We start from the raw sequence: 18,616 nt of genomic DNA, 5'->3' as shown, positions 1-18,616 counted from the left end.
TGAATCTTAAATTTACTGAATAGTGCTGGGAGACTCAAGTTTTTGGACTGGTTCTCCGCTAGGGTGAAGCCAAAAGTATGTTAAAATTCAGCTCTCTCAAATGATTTTTGTCAATTTTCAGAATTCCCTAGCAAATATACCGGGCCATTATTGCTGATTCCGATAATGTAGCTGGTTTTCAAGGATTTGATTTGCTCAATTCGTCTTATTTCGGCTTGAGAAGGAACCTTGTTTTCCTCTTTGATTACTTCCCACCCTTGCTTTGTCCATTTCAATTTTAAATTGGAACTAGAGGTGTTTTTCCCAAGATCTACTCTGAATCCTGAATCATTTCCAACTATCCAAAGTATTTGAGCTGCAGCAAACCATTTCATGTCTTTGATGGGGCTAAGTTGTGCTTGCCATGGGAAGGCTTCAAACTCAAACGTCCCATCTTCTTTTTGAAAATAAACCCCGGATCTAAACTCATAGGCATATTTAGGACTGAGTTTTCCAATTATATCTTTCCCAAAAAGATCTTCTGGCTTGGAAATCTTAGCGTATTCTTGATAGGAAGAGTGCATTCTTTTCACCCCAGGAATTTGCTTGATCAAATCATCTCTCGTAGCAAAAGGAACCAGTTTTTCTCCCATATAATGGAATATCAAAGGATCTGCCTGTCCATTTCCATCAAAATCATGATGATAAAAAACAACTGGCTTTTCATGACTTGCCTTTAGCTTGGAATTTAGTCCAAGGTTGCCCACCAAAATATCTTTGAGTCCGTCTCCGTTGATATCTTCCACCATTATCTCATTGACCCATCCAGCAGACTTTTCTAAACCACCTGGAAAAATCTCTTCCAATTGCTTGCTCTTATTCTTGAAAACCCGAATGGCCTGCCAATCTCCTGAAAGGATTAATTCTTTGTTTCCATCACCATCCAAATCACTCCAGGTAGCATCCTGAATCATTCCCAAATCTTTGCCAACTCCAAACCATTCTTGAGTTTGGTCCATGAATTGACCGCGACCATTGTTGATCAAAAGATAGCTGTATGGACTAGCTCCATAATCTCCGGTTAGGACAGATGCGCCGACAAAAATATCAGGAAACCCATCTCCATTGACATCATGAATGGCCAGTGAGGAGGTATTTTGTCCAATTGGAGGAAGTGCATTGGGAAAGAAGGCAAAATTTCCTTTTCCATTTCCGTAAAGTATGCGATCAAAGAGAAAGAGGTTATCAGCTTCGTATTCATTCCCCCCACTTCCTACATACAAATCCAAATACCCATCTCCATTAAAGTCTTCAAAAGTAGCTACCACATCCTCGGCTTTAGCAAGCTGCAAGAATGATTTACTTTCTATGGGTTCAAAGCTGCCATCTTCCTTTTGGAGGAAAAATGCACCTGCCTGATCTTTGGCTCCACCCAGAAAAATGTCTGTAAGTCCATCTCCGTTGATGTCAGCGCTAGCAGATGCAGGACCTTCAGCTGCAAAACTTCTTGGGATTAGGTATTCTCTTTTGGTTTCGTCCAGTTCATTTTTCTCCTGATGATTCCATGAGATTGAAAAGTCAGAGTTGTTGGCTTCAGATATTCTCCCCTCAGGAATAAATTCTTTCCCCCCACCTTTGATTAATAAGTGCTTCTGATTGATAGAGAGCCCTTCGAATTGCTCAAAAGTTCCATCCGGCCATCTGACTTGGATAGCATCAATTTTGTCCACCTTGCCTAATCCAAAGATTAAATTCGTAGAAGTTCCAGACTGGAATCCTCTGGAAGTACTCAAAAGTTGTCGATAAATTTTCCTGGAAATAATAACCTTAACCTCAGCTCCGATCGCAAATGGATTATTCCCCGCACTTTTTAATTCTACACTTACATAGTTATGTCCAAGATTCTCGGACTTGTTGCGGTAGATAAAAGCAGGTTGCTTAAGGTTGTTGACGATCAAATCCAAGTCTCCGTCATTGTCCAAGTCAGCATAGGTGCTTCCGTTGGAATAGCTGGCCTGATCCAAACCGAATTCCTTTGCTTTGGACTTAAATTTCAATTCACCCTGATTATGAAAAGTATAATTCGGGAGCTGGACAGAAGGTAACATTTCAATTTGCCGCTTCCTTAGCTCATCCATTTTCAGATTGGGATCCGCCTCTTGAGAGTATTGGATAAAATCCAGATCGTTGGGCCTCTTCACAATTCCATTGGTGACATGAATATCCATCAGCCCGTCATTATCCATATCGAATATCAAAGGAGACCAGCTCCAGTCAGAAGCAAAAACTTCAGCATATAAGGCTACTTCACTAAACTCTCCTTTGCCTGTATTGAGTTGGAGGTGATTTCTTACGTATTGATCCCCATAATTGAACTGCTTTTTGATGGAGTAAACTTCGGCTTTATCCTCTCCAACAGATTTCATCCAAATTTCCGGATGCTCAGGAAACATGTCCGTGGTGAAAATATCCGGATATCCGTCTCCGTCAATATCAGCAGCATCATTGCCCATTGAGTATCTGGAAGTATTAGAAATAATAGCTTGCAGACTCTCTAAAAATGTTCCGTCCTGCTGGTTGATATAGAGGTAATCATTCTCAGTGAAATCATTGGAAACATAAATGTCTAACCAGCCATCCTGATTGAAATCTTCTATACTTACCCCTAGTCCAAAACCCAAAACACTGGAGTAGATCCCAGCTTCTTCGGTTACATCTACAAAGCCTCTTTGGCCTTCAGATGCGAGGTTTTTTAATAACTTATCTCCACCTTCATCAGCAATTACCCTGTTTTCTGACTTTGCGAAAACCTCGGGTGATTTCACTCCATGATTTAACAGATAAAGGTCCAAATCTCCATCTCTGTCGTAATCAAAAAAGACGGCATGGGTACCGAAACCTTTGAAGTCTACTCCATATTGCTCGCCGAGCTCAATAAAAGTCAGATCGCCCTGGTTGATATAAAGTCTATTTTTACCCTGAATCCCTTTGTAATCTCCAACTTGACTGATGTATAAATCAAGCAAGCCATCTCCATTGACATCTGCAAATGTGGCGCCATTGGACCAGCTGCCCTCTTCATATATCCCTGAGGGTTCGGTGATATCTTCAAACTTGAATTCGCCTTTATTGAGGTAGAGACGGTTGGGGACTTGATTGCCAGTAAAAACCAAATCAACCAGTCCATCATTATTGATATCTCCCGCAGCTACCCCACCTCCATTGTAGAAATAGAGATATTCTAAAATATTTATCTCGGGGCTTGAGGTAAGATTATTTTGAAAATCAATCCCCGTTTCCTGAGCTGAAAGTAACTCAAAGAGCCTCTCTTTTTTCTCCTCTTTTTTGCAGGAAAGCAATGTAACAGCCAGGATGCAGCCTGTAAATTTCCAAAATTTAATAATTGTCATATTTCCAGATTTCTGCAGCACTGTTATTTTTTACGATCAGGAGTTTTTGGTCATTTAATCGGCTGATTGCCCTGATTTCTCCGGAAAGATTGAGTTGATGTTGTGCATTAGGAAGGTACCGGAAAGTTCCATCTCCATTTCCTATCAACACCTCCCCGAAACTGGCATCGGATTTTCCAATCTCAGGCTTCACTCCACTTAAATTTCCTCCTAAAATCAAATCTATTATTCCATCTTGATTGATGTCTAGTATCTCGCTTGCAAACACCCAGGATCTCTGAGCCATTCTCGGGAAAGAAACCCATTCAAACTGTGCTCCATCTCGATTCATCAATACACCTGATTCTAAATGGGTTAATTCATTGACGATGGATTTGGAAATAATAGCGGGATCGAAAATCTGTTCTAAGGATTGATTATTGTAATTCGAGTACCGCATGTACTTCTTTTTGATAGTCGGGATTTGTTTTTCCAACTCGTGCTTCAAGGTAAAAGGGACCTGTACTTCGCCCTGGGTAGCTGTGAAAATTTGCTCTATAGATCCGTTTTGGTCAAAGTCATTCAAATACATCCGAATAGGGCTATCGTATTTTGCCTTAAACCGGGTATTAAGTCCCTGATTCCCTAGTATCAAATCTGGAAAACCATTTCCGTCCAAATCTGCAACTTCAATGGATCTGTACCAGCCTTTTAATTTCGCTAGTTCGGGAAGCTCCATCCTTTCCAATTTTTTCCCGGTATTTTTGAAAAAAATGGGTTCAGTCCAGTCACCGACAAGTACCAAGTCTTCTTTTCCGTCTTGGTCCATATCCACTACTGCGGCATCAGTGATCATACCAATCTCCTGAAGTCCCGGAGCAAAATCTTGGCTTTGTTCGGTGAAATTCCCTTTTCCATCATTAATCCAAATATGACTGCTTGCGGGTGCACCATAGACAAAAGGCACCAATCTTTCGGTGATAATTAGGTCCAAAGCCCCATCTTCATTGATATCTATGGGCTGAACAGATGAACTTACTCCTCTTATAGTTAGGAAGCCAGTTTGGACGCTTTTGCTAAAATTTCCTTTTCCGTCATTAATGTAAAGCCTGTCTGCAAGTTCAGGTGCATTGAGTGGGAATTCATTCCCACCTGAAGTCACCAATAAGTCCAGAAAACCATCCCCATTGGCATCAAAGAATAAAGCGTCAGAGTCTTCTGCAGTGGAATCAGCTTCAAATGCAGCTTGTCTTGATAAGGAGTATTTCCCAGAGCTAGAACCAAGATACAACTTGGCGCTAAACCCTTTCGATCCTCCGAAGTATAGGTCTTCTATACCATCTCCATTGACATCCGCTTTGGCAAAAGCAGGACCTTCGGTAGAAAACATATGATACAGCAAGCGATCTCTGTCAAAGTCCACAAAAGTATTTTCCTGATGCTGAAAATCAATTAGGGGCTGCTCTTCCTTGCTAAACAAAGGCTTGATTCCTTTCGAGCTAGGTACCTCAATTCCTTCTTGAGCATCTTCCCATTTCAACTGTAATAATTGGTCTGCTGATTGATTCTCCAATAAACTTACTTTTCCATCAGGCCAGGTAATGTAGATTTGGTCAAGACTTGTGATTTTGCCGAGACCCAAAGTCAATTTAGGGTCCACTGAGGACTGAAATCCCCGGTTAGGCATTTGTTCCAAGTAAAACTTTTGATCTCCTGCAATTGCCAAGATTTGGGTTCCAATTGCCTGTGTGTTCATTCCTTTTCCGATCAATTCGAATTGGATGGAATGATTTTCGGGTAATTGAGTTTTACTGAGGTTTTTAAAAATCTGGGCAGGCTTATTTACATTATTGATGACCAAGTCCAAAGTTCCGTCATTATCCAAATCTCCGTAGGCAGAGCCATTTGAATGAATGGCTTCTCCCAATCCCCATTCTTGAGCCTTGTTTTCAAACTGAAGATCTCCCAAACTCTTGAATGCATAGTTGGGTACTGGGTTGATAGGAATAGGATCAATAAGGGCTTTGTAATCCACCCCCTCTTGGGTGATGATTTTTACTTTGGTCTCCTCATCATCAATAAAATTCAAATAGTCCAAATCCGTAATGTCCTGATATATGCCGTTGGCTACGAATAAATCTCTCAAGCCATCATTGTCCATATCAAAAATCAATGCTCCCCAGCTCCAGTCAGTGGCTTCTACGTTAGCCATCCTGCCCATTTCACTGAAAGTGCCGTCTCCATTATTGATATGAAGCATATTTCTTGAAAATTGATAATGATAGCCGTAATTCTTGTTGAATTGAAATCTATCCCAATTTTCAAAAGTGGTGACCTGTTTCAATCTATCCATAGGCTCAGGAAGCATGTCTGTCACGAATATATCCAACAGCCCATCTCCATTGATGTCCGCAATATCTGCACCCATGGAAGCTGCAGAAATAGATCTCATGGCTGACTCCATAGATTCTGTGAAAGTGCCGTCTTGATTGTTGATATATAAATAGTCCTTTTCAAAAAAATCATTGGAAATAAAGATATCTGGCCAGCCGTCCTGGTTCACATCTCCAATGGTGATTCCTAATCCAAATCCAATTACTGATCCATAAATCCCAGCTTCCTCACTTACGTCGGTAAATTTTCCACCATCATTTCTGAATAATTTATCTCCACCTACAGGATCTCGTTCAGGGCGCTTATTCTGCATTTTGTTGAAGCTTCCAATTGCCTGATAACTGTTATTCAAAAGATAAACATCCAGGTCTCCATCTCTATCATAGTCAAAAAATACAGCATGGGTTGAGAATCCCTGGTCAGCCAAACCGTATTGTTCAGCCATTTCTAAAAAAGTGCCATCCCCTTGATTAATGAATAACTCATTTTGCTTGTTGTCTCCTGTTATATCTCCCGAGTTACAAACATAAATGTCTAAATATCCATCTCCATTTACATCGGCCATAGCCACTCCGGTACTCCAAGCCCGGTTACCTTTGACACCGGCTTTTTCAGTAATGTCTTCGAATTGAAAATTGCCTTTGTTGAGGTACAACTTATTGTCTGTTAGATTTCCTGTGAAGTAGATATCTAATAAGCCGTCATTATTAATATCTCCCAAGGCAACGCCACCTCCATTGTAGTAATTTCGGTAGGTGAAAATGTTGAATTTTTCATCAAATGAAAGATCATTACTAAAGGTTATCCCAGATTCTTCCGGAGATATTTGTTCAAAGAGACTTGGAGTTTTAGCCTCTTCCTTTCCGCAGGAAATCAAAAGAATAAGTGCACAAAAGCCAATTATATTGTTTTTCATGATGGGTTAGCTTCTAGTTGTTTCTGGGTAGGCAAATCCACTATTTCTACTCGAACTGAGGAAATAGATTTTTTGAAAACACGGATTCTTCGGTTTCCGTCAATTTTGACAAATGCGATCAATGATTTATCCTCATTGGAAACCTCAAAAAAGCCATCTCCATACCAGCTTTCTAATAAGGTGATAACGTCATCCCTGAGTTTTTCTACGCTTAACTCTTCATTCCAAAGAGCCCAAGATTCATAGGTGAACTCCATGGGCATCATGTAAATTTTATTTTCTTCAAATCTTGGGTAAAAGCGCATTTTAGCTGGATTACCAGAGGGCATTTCAGCCTGATATTCTACAGATAATTCAGTCGGGCCATTGGTTAAAATTCCTTGTTTATTAAGATCCCAACAAGTTTCGAAGAACTCCTTTTTATCCATCCCCAATTCCAACCCCAAGAATAGCTCATTAGCTTCTTTTCCGGAGCTCAATTCCCTATCTTCAATTTTTTGGTACTCAGATTTACAGGCACCAAGCGTAGTAACTATTAAAATTGCCTTAGCGAATCTCAAAAAGAATCGGTTCATCATTATTTCTTACTGCTATTATATAGGGTTTGTTATCAATTATTATTCGATGAAGATCTCTGCTTTCTCCGGGAAGAACCAATCCGCTTTCTTCCGGGAGGGAAACCTTCCAAGTGTCGTTTTTTGAATAGCTTAATAGCCATCCATAGCTTCCCAAATTGGATCCCATCTCCGGCTTGTTCCGACTTTGATTTCCTGCTAAGATGATGAAATCATTGCTTTTTGAATCCTGAAAGAAAAGGCTGGTGTATATGGGGGCTTGCTGAACTTCAACAGGTAATTCCTGGAGTTTAAACTTCCCATTTCCATCGTTGATCCACAGGGAGGTTTGCAAGATGTCGACTTCCAAATTTAGGGATTTTGAAAGAATTTGGGCAGGGAAAAGTTCCTCCATTGTCTTATTTTGGTAAGCTGCATAAGTAGTCAATTGCTTTCGCAAAGAAGGAATCTGCTTGAGTAAGGTATTCTTCATTACTAAAGGCATAGCCCTATTTCCGTCATAGAAACAGAGAATTTGATCTAAACTTCCGTTTTGATCAAAATCATTGATATACATTCTTAGCTTGCTTCCAGTTGGCGGTTTCAATCGGGTATTTAAACCCATATTTCCCGCTAAAATATCCGGCTTTCCGTCTCCGTTTAAATCCTCTACAAGCAGTGTATTCCACAATCCCCTCGTCTGGGAAAAACCGAATTCCTCTGTTCTTTCATAGAATTGTTCATTTTTGATAGAAAAAATTCGAATAGGAGCCCATTCTCCGGCAATAATTAGCTCAAGCTGACCGTCACCATCCAAGTCAGCCAAGCTTCCTGATGTCAGCATTCCTTCTTTGAACTCTTGTGAAGTTGCTGCTTTGGTGAAATTCCCTTTACCATCATTTAGCCATGTGTTAAATCCAGTTGGAATTCCATAAGCAAAAGGCTGCTCTCTGTCACCAATGACTAAGTCTAAATCTCCATCTTGATCAATATCAGTTGCCAGAATAAATGAGCTGGGTACAGGATCAAATAATTGCTGGGACTTAAGGAATTTGCCATTTCCTTGATTGATATACAACCTATTTTGATAGAGTGGATTCCCCATTCCAAACTCAATGCCACCACTGGCAATCAATAGATCGGGAAGTTGATCGTTATTAGCATCAAAAATTAAAGCATCCACATCTTCAGAAAGACTGTCAGGCTGAAATAAACTCTCTAAGGCAGTTTGAAAGCTTCCGTTTGGCTGTTGATAAAAGAGTTGACTTGCCTGCCCTTTTGCACCTGGAAGGAAAATATCATCTCTTCCGTCTTGATTTAGATCTCCGACAGCAGCTTTGGGGCCCTCATTGCTGATAGACCAGAATCGTAATCTATCCAGGTCAAAATCAATAAACTGACTTTCCTGATGTCTAAAGGGGATAGGGTTGGAAGCTAATATGAGTGGCGTTTGCTTAGAAGTCTTTTCAGTCGAATTCTGAATTTGATTTTTTTGAGGACTGATTACCTGATTTGCAGCAATGTTTTTCTGGATACTCCGGCTACCATCTGGCCATGCGATAATTAGACTATCTATAGTTGTGGTTTGGCCTATCCCAAAATGAATTCTAGGGTCTACCGATGACATGTAGCCTTTGACAGGTTGATATTCTTTATACAAGATCTGACCTTCGGTATGAAGTTCTACTTTCGCACCAAAAGCATTTTTTAAATCAATGGTGATATAATTTCCGAGTTGATTTTCTATGCTTTGATTTTTGTAGACTCCCAGGAAATCATTGAGGTTATTGACAACTAAGTCCAGATCTCCATCATTATCCAAATCTCCATAGGCAGCTCCTGTGCTGAAGGTTAATTGATTGAGGCCAACTTCCATGGCTTTGTTTTCAAAAGACCAATTGCCAAGGTTTTTAAACCAATAATTTTGTAATGGAGTGGAGGGAAACTCATCAATCATTTTGGTGATCAAAACTGAGTCTTTTTTAAAACGGGTAATATCTGATTGCTTATTTACATAAAAATCCACAAAGTCAAAATCAGTGAGATCCTTTACTATTCCATTGGCTACAAAAACATCGTTCAGACCATCTAAGTCTGCGTCAAAAATTAAGGCTCCCCAGCTCCAATCTGTGGCATGCATACCAGTCATTCGAGAAACCTCTGTGAACATAGGCGCTCCTGTATTGGGGTTTTTACCTATGTTTTTTTGTAAGGTGTTTCGTGTAAATTGTCTGTGATAGCCTGCTTTGAGGTTAGCTTGGAATTTATCCCAATCTTCAAATGGAGTTTTTGTTTTTACCCGATTCCAGTCTTCAGGAAGCATTTCAGTCACAAATATGTCAGGCCTTGCATCATTATCCAGATCAGCAATATCTGCACCCATGGAGCCCATAGAAATTTCCGGGATCAATTCGGGAAGCACCTCTCTGAATGTCCCGTCTTGATTATTGAGATAGAGATAATCTCTTTCAAAAAAGTCATTAGATACATACAAATCAGGCCAAGTGTCTTCATTCAAGTCTGCTACTGTTACTCCAAGTCCATAGCCAATGCTACTTCCAAAGATTCCTGCTGCTTCACTGACATCTGTAAAAAATGTTCCATCATTTCTGAATAATTTATTTCCTCCTTCTGGATCCCTGATTTCTCTTTGGCCTTCTCTTAAATCAAAGAGTCCAACAGATCTTCCAGAATTACTAAGTAGGTACATGTCCAGATCCCCGTCCTTATCCATGTCAAAAAATACAGCATGCTGGGAGAGGCCTTCTTCGGCAATTCCATAAGCTTTTGATTCTTCTTTGAATGTTAGGTTTCCCTGATTGATGAATAATTCATTGTATCTCTTGTCTCCTCCGGGAGGTCCGGATTTGCAAACATAGATATCTAATAGACCATCGTTATTGATATCTGCCATACTGACTCCAGTAGACCAAACTCCGGAAGAATTTAAGCCTGCTTGATCTGTAATGTCTTCAAATTTAAAGTTGCCTTTATTTAAATAGAGGCGATTAGAGGTTTGATTTCCGGCAATAAAAATATCCAAGAGCCCATCATTGTTGATGTCTCCAAGGGCTACACCAGCACCGTTATAAAAATTCCTGAATGTATAAGGGTTATATTTTTCATTGTAGGTGAGATCATTTCTGAAATCAATCCCACTTTCTTCTGCTGAAATAAGTTTAAAAAGTTGCTTTTCCTGTGCTTCTTCCTTTTTGCAGGCAGCAAGCAAAATGATCATTAAAAGAGGCAGTATGCTTTTACTGAACTTCATGATTTTGTAAAAAAAAGGAAGTGCACAAATGTACACTTCCTTTCCATTAGATATTATTTTTTGATTAATAACCTGGGTTCTGAGTCAGGTTAGGGTTAGCATTGATCTGCTGCAATGGAATTGGGAATAGCGCTCTGAAAGGCTGAGATTGTCCTTTTTCCCACCATGGTTGATTCCACTTTCCGAATCTGATTTGATCAGTTCTTCTGGAAGCTTCAGCAAACATTTCTCTTCCTCTTTCTTCAAAGATAGTATCCAAAGTCACGGTAGTGAATGCAGGCATACCCGCTCTAGTTCTCACCATATTAAGGGCTGTTAGAGCCTCTGAGGTTTGTCCTAGACGGAACGCAGCTTCAGCTTTAGTCAAATACATATCAGCCAGTCTGAACAATGGATAATCATTATTCAAACTTGATGCAGCACCCGAAGCAAACTCAAATTTACCAACTCTCGCACCAGCTTGTCTGAAAGCATTTGGAGCCAACATGTTGATCTCAGGAGTAAAGGTTAATGGAGGACCATCAGGGTCATTTGCTTCCGCTGAAATGTCATTCAAACGAGTACCATCAGCAGCGAATTGAGGACCTACAATGAAGGAGTTCTTTCTTACATCGTTATCATCAAAAGAATTATAGAATTCTTCCAAAGATGCATATCCATTCCATGGCTGCTCCTGCAAATTGTAAGTATTCTGACTCAAGTAGTGCAAAGTCATTTGAACCAAGTTGAATCCTTGTGCATTGTTCTCATCATATGGCAAAGTCAAAATGTTCTCAGTTGATCCGCCATTTCTTGTAGCAAAGTTGCTAAAGAAATTAGCTGACAAAGAATAAGGACCTGAAATAACCACATCTGCTGCAGCCTTAGCATCAGCCCATCTTGCAGTTCCGGTGTAGACCTCAGCATTTAAGTATAACTTCGCTAGGATAGCATGGGCACTGTAATAGTTCAGAGTAGTCTTAGTATCAGACTTAGGAAGTAAGTCTACGTTTTCCAAAACTGAACGCTCGATAAAGTCAAATACTTCTTGTCTGGAATTATTGGTAGGATTACCTTCCAAGTCGTCTTCGGTGACGATAGGTACATTTCCAAAGCTGTCTATCAACCAAGAATAGATTAAGGCTCTTAGCACTCTTAATTCAGCTGTCAAAGCTTCTACATCTCTATAACTCACAATAAGGTTGTTGATTTCACCAATTGCAGTGTAGCAATAAGCCCAAGAGTTATTGAAAGCCTCATCAGAAGGCTGCCAAGTATGTCTGTGCATTCTTAACCATAATCCACCATCTTCCCAGTCAGCTCCTTTTTGAGGAATTGCCATTTCGTCAGATGATACCTCGTAAATAGACCAGATACTGTTGTGTCCACCCCAGCTACCCACGATTCGGGAGTAAGCAGAAGCTTTCAAAACGTCAATCAAGGCTGGGTTATTACTATTCGCCACATCCTCAGGAGTAATACCGTCAAGTACCTCCTGCTCCAATTCCCAACAGGATCCCAGTAGGAATACTACCGGAATCAACAGAAAGGTTTTACTAATTGATTTTAACATATCTCTGTTGTTTGATTGATTACTTAAAGTTTAAACTAAGACCCAAAGTGAAAGATCTGGTTTGGAAATAGGTGTTTCTTCTCTCAATACCAGGAGACAAAGAAGTCGTAAAAGGATCATTATTTTCTAAGTCTCTTACTCTTACTTCAGGGTCTATACCAGAATAATTGGTAATAGTAAATAGATTTTGTGCTGCGAAGTACACTCTGAAAGAACTCAAATTAGGAGAATTAGTTTTGAAATTATATCCTAATTCCATGTTATCCAATCTGATAAAACTTGCGTCCTCTACATACGAACTGTTGAAGGTCGGAGTTGAGGTAATCAATGGACTGGTTGGAGTTTTTTCAGTTATTACAGAGTTCCAAGTGTTAGACGGAGCATCACCGTTTTCGTAGAAACCTCTGTAAGAATTGTACAAGTCATGTCCCCAAGCACCTCTTAAGAATACGTTTAATGACCACTGTCCATATTCAAATCCGTTGGCAAAACCGAATTCACCCTGTGGAAGACCATTACCTAATCTTTCGAATTCATCAGGATTGGTTGTAGAAAGGATGTATTCACCTGCTTCACTGATACCCAACAATCTTGGTCCGTAGAAGTCACCCAAAGTTTGACCTACTCTGTTGTAGATAATAGGGTTGTTGTTCTGTCCTGGAGAACCAGGAGTAGCAAATCTCAATTCGTCAAATCCAAGACCACCTGCTGATAAGCTTTCGATAGTGGTTTTGTCATAAATAGTAAAGTTGAAATTCGGAGACCATTTCAATGTTCCTTTTCCAATTCTTGCAACACCTATTGCGAATTCAAAACCCGCAGCTCTCAAATCAGCCAAGTTCACCCAAGTACTTCCCACAGTGTTGAATCTTCCTGGATCGAAAATATTTGGACCACCAGAAACTGGTACGTTGAATAGCAAATCAGAAATATTTCTAACGTAATAGTCTACGCTACCATTTACTTTTCCGTCGAACATCGCATAATCCACACCCACGTTGAATTCTTTCTTGGTTTCCCACTTCAAAAATCTGTTTGGGTTGGAGTTCTGTACAATACCCACGTAGATATCGTCTGTTGTCAATGGATCACCATCCAAGTCAATTCTGTTTCCGTTTCCAAATACACCTAATGCCAAGGTTGGAGATGGAGGAAGGTTACCAGTTACACCATAGGACACTCTCGGTTTGAACTGAGAGAATACTCCCATATCAAAAATCTGAGTGAAGTCAGAACCTACAGAGAATGCCGGGAATACACCTGTTTGGTTGTTTTCACCAAAGCCAGAATAAGTTTCAGCTCTCACTGAAGCAGAAAGGAAAAACAAGTTTCTGTAATTGAAGTTAGCTCTACCGAAAGCAGAATTTAACTGATCTTCGTTGGCATAAGAATATAAGTTCGTGTTGTTACCCAATCTGATAGCACCAGCACCTAAATTATTCCATCCCAAATCGAAAAGATATTGTCTAACTCTAGCTCCGAATCCTTGGTTTTTGGTTGACTGGAAAGCAACACCACCTAAGAGGGTCATGTTTAAACCATCCATTACCTCAGTTTCATATCTTAAGGTAGATTCAAAGATTTTCTGCTGTCTGTCATTGGTGATTCTTTCAGCTGAACCTCTGGCACCTAGGCCTACTTGGAAATCTTGGATGGACCAAAATCCACCAATCAACTCATTTCTTCTATCCTGAGAGTACTGAGCAGAAGCAGTCAAATTCGGAAGTATATCAAATTCTGCTCTATATGAAGTCAATGCAGATTTAATCTCATTCACAAATTTTTGTTGATTTGCTAAAGCAACTGGGTTATAGAAGTCAAACAAATCTCTCTGGAAATAACCACCAAATCTCTGATTTGCATCTTCGGTGTTTTCGAAGATTGGAGCAGTAGGGTTATAGATAGTTGCATATCTGAAAGCAGCATCGTTGATAGACTCAGAGTCTACATTCGTGAATGATAAGTTCACATTCATTCTCAATCGATTGTTGATTGCTGATTGAGAAAGGTTGATTCTTGTATTTAATCTTTCGTTACCTACTCCATTTACAATACCATTATTGTCACGGTAGTTAACTGAAGCCATGTAAGTGGTACTGTTAAAACTTCCAGAAACACTGGCATTCGTAGTATAAGATAATGCGTCATCAATCAATTCTTGTCTCCAATCAGTTCTGCTACCAAAATCCTGACCGCCTCTTGCCACAAATTCTTCAGGAGAAAGGATTGGGATTAGGTTAGTAGCTTGATCCAAAGTCGCAAAAGAGTTGATGGAAACAGTTGTAGATGGTTCTCTTGTACCTTTTTTAGTTGTCGTAATCAAGATTACACCGGAAGAACCTCTGGCACCGTAAATAGCTGCAGCTGATCCATCTTTCAATACGTCGATAGACTGAATATCATTCGGGTCAACGTTGTCAAGAGACGCACCGATTACACCGTCCAATACGATCAATGGAGAGGAGTTAGCTCCGAAAGTAGATAAACCTCTCAATCGGATGTCAAAGCCACCATTAGGATTACCTCCAGCACGGGTGATTGATAGACCTGCTACCTTACCTTGAAGCAATTGAGTAGGGTTAGCTACGTTACCTCTGTTAAAGTCTTCAGGTTTTACACCGACTACAGCAGAAGTAATTTCCTTTTTGTCTTGGGAGCCGTATCCGATTACGACTGCTTCTTCCAAGCTCTGGATATCTTCTTCCAAATTAATGGTGAAAGTGCTTTGGTTACCGATCTCCACCTCTTTGGTGAGGTAACCAACAAATGATACTACCAAGACACGGTCTCCGGACTGGATTTCAAGCGTAAACTTTCCATCCAAATCAGTCGCCACGCCTCTGGTGGTGCCTTTTACTAGAACAGTAGCACCTGGTACAGGGTCTCCAAGTGAAGCATCCAGGACAGTTCCTGTGATGGTTCTGCTTTGGGCATTGGCTACCAGCGAAGCTCCGAATACGAGCGCCATCACCAGCATCAATGACTTAAGTTGTTGTAAATAATTTCTCATAGGGTTTTTTGTTTTGAAAAAGCGAAATAGGTATGAGTACTTAATTTCAAACCTAAGGTGAAGTATTAAATTTAATTTTGCAATTATTAACTTTTCACCTACACTCATCCCAAAATAGCCAATTTTAACAGAATAATGTATATTTTAATAATAATTCATTAAAGTTAACTTAATATTAATGAATAAGTAAAGGAAATCGTTTTCCATTTGCTGAATATTAAAAAATTGAAATTTTATTAAAAAAATGAAAATTTCTTAAAGAAACAAAATCATCGAATTGAGCACAAATGAGCCTTTTTTAAAAAAATTAATTAAGTATTTAATTTTATTGAAAATTTCAGCTTAACTCACTGTAGTTTGTGGTTTCTTATTTTGGAAAAGGGTTTTTAATTGTTCTATGAAACTTGCCAGTAATCTTCCCTTACGTTTTTCAATACTAGGGATTATTTTCATATAAAGAGAAGTTATTGTCAGTTTTTGAAGTTAGTTCAGATATTATAATAATAACTTGATAGAATTGTAATTTTCATTTAGTCCTTATCAGGATAAACTTTTCTCAAAAAAACTTAAAACCATTGGTCAATCTTTTTCGCTTATTAACAGGTACTTATATTGACCTAGATTTTAATCTATCTCTTGGATGTCTCAATACAGCAAGCAACTCCTGTTTTTTTTGGCTTTTTTGATCATTTCTCTTAACGCCTTTTCTCAAGGTATCAAAGGGGTAGTGAAGGACGATGCTGGGAATCCCTTACCATACGCCTCGGTTTACATTAGAAATTTGGGAGATGGGGTACCAACCAATTTGGATGGGAAATATGAAATCAAACTTAAAAAAGGAATATACGATGTCCTTTTCCAGTATTTAGGCTATAAATCCAGAATAGAAACCGTAATAGTTCAGGATGATTGGGTAGAATTTAATGTGCAGTTGGAACTACAGGTTTACACCTTGAGTCAGGTGGAAGTGAAAGCCGGGGCAGAAGATCCAGCATTGACCATCATGAGAAAAGCGATCGCTAAAGCAAAATATCACAGACTTCAGCTTCAAAAGTATTCCATGATGGTATATCTCAAAGGAACAGGCCAATTGACTGATGCGCCCTTTTTCCTCAGAAAATCCTTGGAGAAAGACGGGCTTAATTTGAACGAAGCCTATACTTCGGAGTCTGTATCGAAAATCACCTTTACCCAACCCGATAAGGTGGAGGAGAAAGTCATTTCAATTCGGACCAATGGGGATAATCAGGCAACCTCTCCGGCCCCTTACATTCAAACCAGTTTTTATCAGGACCAAATCAATGAAATAATCTCTCCTTTATCCCGAGCAGCATTTAATTACTATCGCTTCAAATATGAGGGGAGTTTCTTTGATCAAAATGTGATGGTTAATAAAATCAAGGTAACTCCCCGTTCCCGTGGAGAACGTGTTTTTGAAGGATACATATATATCATTGAGGATTTATGGGCCATACACAGCTTAGATCTCAAGACCTCACTTTTAGGCTTTCAAATACGAGCTACCCAACAGTATGCTCCTGTCGCTGAGAATGTATGGATGCCTTTGACTCATACCTACACTTTCGGGGGTAAGTTTTTTGGTTTTGAAGGGGAGTTTCAGTATCTGGCTTCAACTCGGGATTATCAAGTGACACTCAACCCGGATTTGGTACAAGCTCCAGAGATTATAGATGAAACTTTGGAAACCATTCCTGAGAAAAATTCAGCTCAGAGCACAGGATTGTCGGTAGTCGAAAAACTATCTTCAGAATCCCCAAAAACCAGAGAGGAGTACCGAAAGCTCATGAATGAGTATGAAAAAGAAATGCTCAAGGAGCAGAAGAATCCGGAAGTGGTCACTGAGCGATATTATGAGATTGATTCGATGGCTAAGAAAAGGGATTTGAGCTATTGGGAGAGTATTCGTCCCGTTCCACTGACGCTAAAAGAAATTCAAGGCTATCAAAGAGATGATAGTTTGGCAACTGTAGAGGCTGCCAAGCTCAGTGATGTAGATTCCATCGCAGAAAAGGCAAGAAGAAAGTATAAGCCTTTGGATTTTCTTAATGGTGCCAGTTATAGTTTTGGAAAGGGAGTTTCAGTTGGTTTCCGTCAAAACTGGACAAAAATTTCTTTCAATACTGTGGAAGGATGGAAGGCAGGCCTTGGCCTATTTTACAGAAAATATCAAGAAGAAAAGCTGGCTGATAGCGTCTCGATTTTAAGGAAAAGTTTCAATATAGAACCGGAATTCCGGTATGGATTTTCCAGTAAAAGAGCTTATGGAACTGTTGATTTCCGATGGTCTAGAACACTTCCTATTTCAGGAACTTCTTGGGGGATTCAAGGGGGAAGGTATATATATCAGTTCAATGGAGGAGAGCCGATCAATGAGCAAGTAAATGCATTGTACTCCATTCTATTCAGGCAGAATTATATGAAACTCTACGAACAGGATTTTGCTAGAGTGTATTGGGCACACCGAGTAGATTATGGCTTTACTTACAGGATTAATTTCACCTTAGCTGACAGAAGAGAGTTGTTCAATAATTCGGACTATAGCTTGTACGGAAAGCAGGAGAGGACCTACATTCCGAATAGGCCTGAAAACATTGAAGCTTCAACTGCGGCTTTTGAAGACCATTCGACTGCAAAAGTTAATTTTAATATAGAGTGGAAACCGGGAATTCGTTATGGCATCAGAAACGGAAGGAAATACCCTATTTCAGACCGAGTTCCTTTGATCAAGTTCAATTATGACAGGGCTTTCCCGAATATATTGCAATCCAATTCTGTGGCGGATTTTAATCATGTGGAGCTAGGAATAGAACATGATTTTAGGTTTGGGGTCAGCGGAAAGCTGGATTTCAATGTGATGGCTGGTACATTTTTCAACAGTAATCAGGTATACTTTCCCGATTTTCAGCACTTTGGAGGAAATAGAACCATCTTTTCCAATTTCGGCCCTGCTTCCAATTATAGATTTATGGATTATTATAAATACAGTACAGCAGGATCTTATGTATCAGGTATTTTTCATTATCAGTTTAGAAAATTTCTCCTGACTCAATTGCCTATGTTGCGTTTTTCAGGTTTACGTGAAAATCTGTTTTTGAACTACCTCAAAACCGAAAATAGCCCTCACTATGTTGAAGTAGGCTATTCTCTGGATAATTTATTCAGGATTTTCAGGTTGGAGTTGGGAGCAGGTTTTGAAAACGGAACTTACCTCAGAGGAGGAGTTAGGTTTGGGGTGGCGACTTTCATTCAGATTCAGTAAATTAAAGAGTAGGCTTACTTCTTTTCAAGAATGGCTTATTCGATTTTGATCAACCGTAGGTTATTTGGGTTACAATAAACACCCAATTATACCCTTATTTTTCAATTTGAATTACTTGGTCTATCAGCTCCCCGTCTGAGGTCCTTCCTACAACTTGAACTTTCGATTGGCTTTTAATAGGATACCGATATATGAACTTCAAAAAAATCCATCGGTTGAATTGAAAAATGGCTTCCTTTGAATTTTAGGTAATTTTTAGGGGGTTGATTAC

The 18,616-nt window shown here is 39.6% G+C and carries 7 protein-coding genes; 1 reads left to right on the top strand and 6 read right to left on the bottom strand.

The genetic code is table 11. From position 1 onward, the window contains the following. Window positions 1-110: 110 nt before the first annotated feature. The 6 genes from FL972_RS16130 to FL972_RS16105 form a co-directional block, all read right to left on the bottom strand. Entirely contained in the window at window positions 111-3,389 is a 3,279-nt protein-coding gene (locus tag FL972_RS16130; RefSeq protein WP_144606868.1) for a VCBS repeat-containing protein, read from the bottom strand. Further along, window positions 3,376-6,678 carry a VCBS repeat-containing protein gene (locus FL972_RS16125; protein WP_144606866.1) on the bottom strand — a complete coding sequence of 1,101 codons (3,303 nt, stop codon included), beginning with the start codon at window positions 6,676-6,678 and terminating at the stop codon, window positions 3,376-3,378. The genes FL972_RS16130 and FL972_RS16125 overlap by 14 nt, the downstream gene beginning before the upstream one ends. After that, complete coding sequence (locus tag FL972_RS16120) at window positions 6,675-7,238, bottom strand: hypothetical protein (RefSeq protein WP_250161373.1); 564 nt, start codon at window positions 7,236-7,238, stop codon at window positions 6,675-6,677. The genes FL972_RS16125 and FL972_RS16120 overlap by 4 nt, the downstream gene beginning before the upstream one ends. Continuing rightward, entirely contained in the window at window positions 7,225-10,503 is a 3,279-nt protein-coding gene (locus tag FL972_RS16115; protein WP_144606864.1) for a VCBS repeat-containing protein, read from the bottom strand. Before FL972_RS16115 ends, FL972_RS16120 begins: the two co-directional genes overlap by 14 nt. A gap of 64 nt (window positions 10,504-10,567) precedes the next feature. Beyond that, window positions 10,568-12,055 (bottom strand): RagB/SusD family nutrient uptake outer membrane protein, encoded by a 1,488-nt coding sequence (locus tag FL972_RS16110; RefSeq protein ID WP_144606862.1) that lies wholly within the window; start codon window positions 12,053-12,055, stop codon window positions 10,568-10,570. Between the two features lie 19 nt (window positions 12,056-12,074). After that, a complete protein-coding gene (locus FL972_RS16105) occupies window positions 12,075-15,065 on the bottom strand; it encodes a SusC/RagA family TonB-linked outer membrane protein (RefSeq protein ID WP_144606860.1) in 2,991 nt (996 codons plus the stop codon). A gap of 640 nt (window positions 15,066-15,705) precedes the next feature. Here FL972_RS16105 and FL972_RS16100 point away from each other — a divergent pair. Further along, the gene (locus FL972_RS16100; protein ID WP_144606858.1) at window positions 15,706-18,345 is read left to right on the top strand and encodes a DUF5686 and carboxypeptidase regulatory-like domain-containing protein; all 2,640 of its coding nucleotides are present in this window, start codon (window positions 15,706-15,708) and stop codon (window positions 18,343-18,345) included. Window positions 18,346-18,616: the final 271 nt, after the last annotated feature.

The organism is Algoriphagus algorifonticola, assembly GCF_007655305.1.
GTDB lineage: Bacteria > Bacteroidota > Bacteroidia > Cytophagales > Cyclobacteriaceae > Algoriphagus > Algoriphagus algorifonticola.
The sequence above is the reverse complement of the archived record's forward strand: the minus strand, read 5'-3'. Positions and strand labels throughout refer to the sequence as shown.

Excerpts from the sequence above, each read along its gene's own strand:
- FL972_RS16130 (WP_144606868.1), bottom strand. The coding sequence starts at position 3,389 with ATGACAATTATTAAATTTTGGAAATTTACAGGCTGCATCCTGGCTGTT.
- FL972_RS16125 (WP_144606866.1), bottom strand. The coding sequence starts at position 6,678 with ATGAAAAACAATATAATTGGCTTTTGTGCACTTATTCTTTTGATTTCC.
- FL972_RS16115 (WP_144606864.1), bottom strand. The coding sequence starts at position 10,503 with ATGAAGTTCAGTAAAAGCATACTGCCTCTTTTAATGATCATTTTGCTT.
- FL972_RS16110 (WP_144606862.1), bottom strand. The coding sequence starts at position 12,055 with ATGTTAAAATCAATTAGTAAAACCTTTCTGTTGATTCCGGTAGTATTC.
- FL972_RS16105 (WP_144606860.1), bottom strand. The coding sequence starts at position 15,065 with ATGAGAAATTATTTACAACAACTTAAGTCATTGATGCTGGTGATGGCG.
- FL972_RS16100 (WP_144606858.1), top strand. The coding sequence starts at position 15,706 with ATGTCTCAATACAGCAAGCAACTCCTGTTTTTTTTGGCTTTTTTGATC.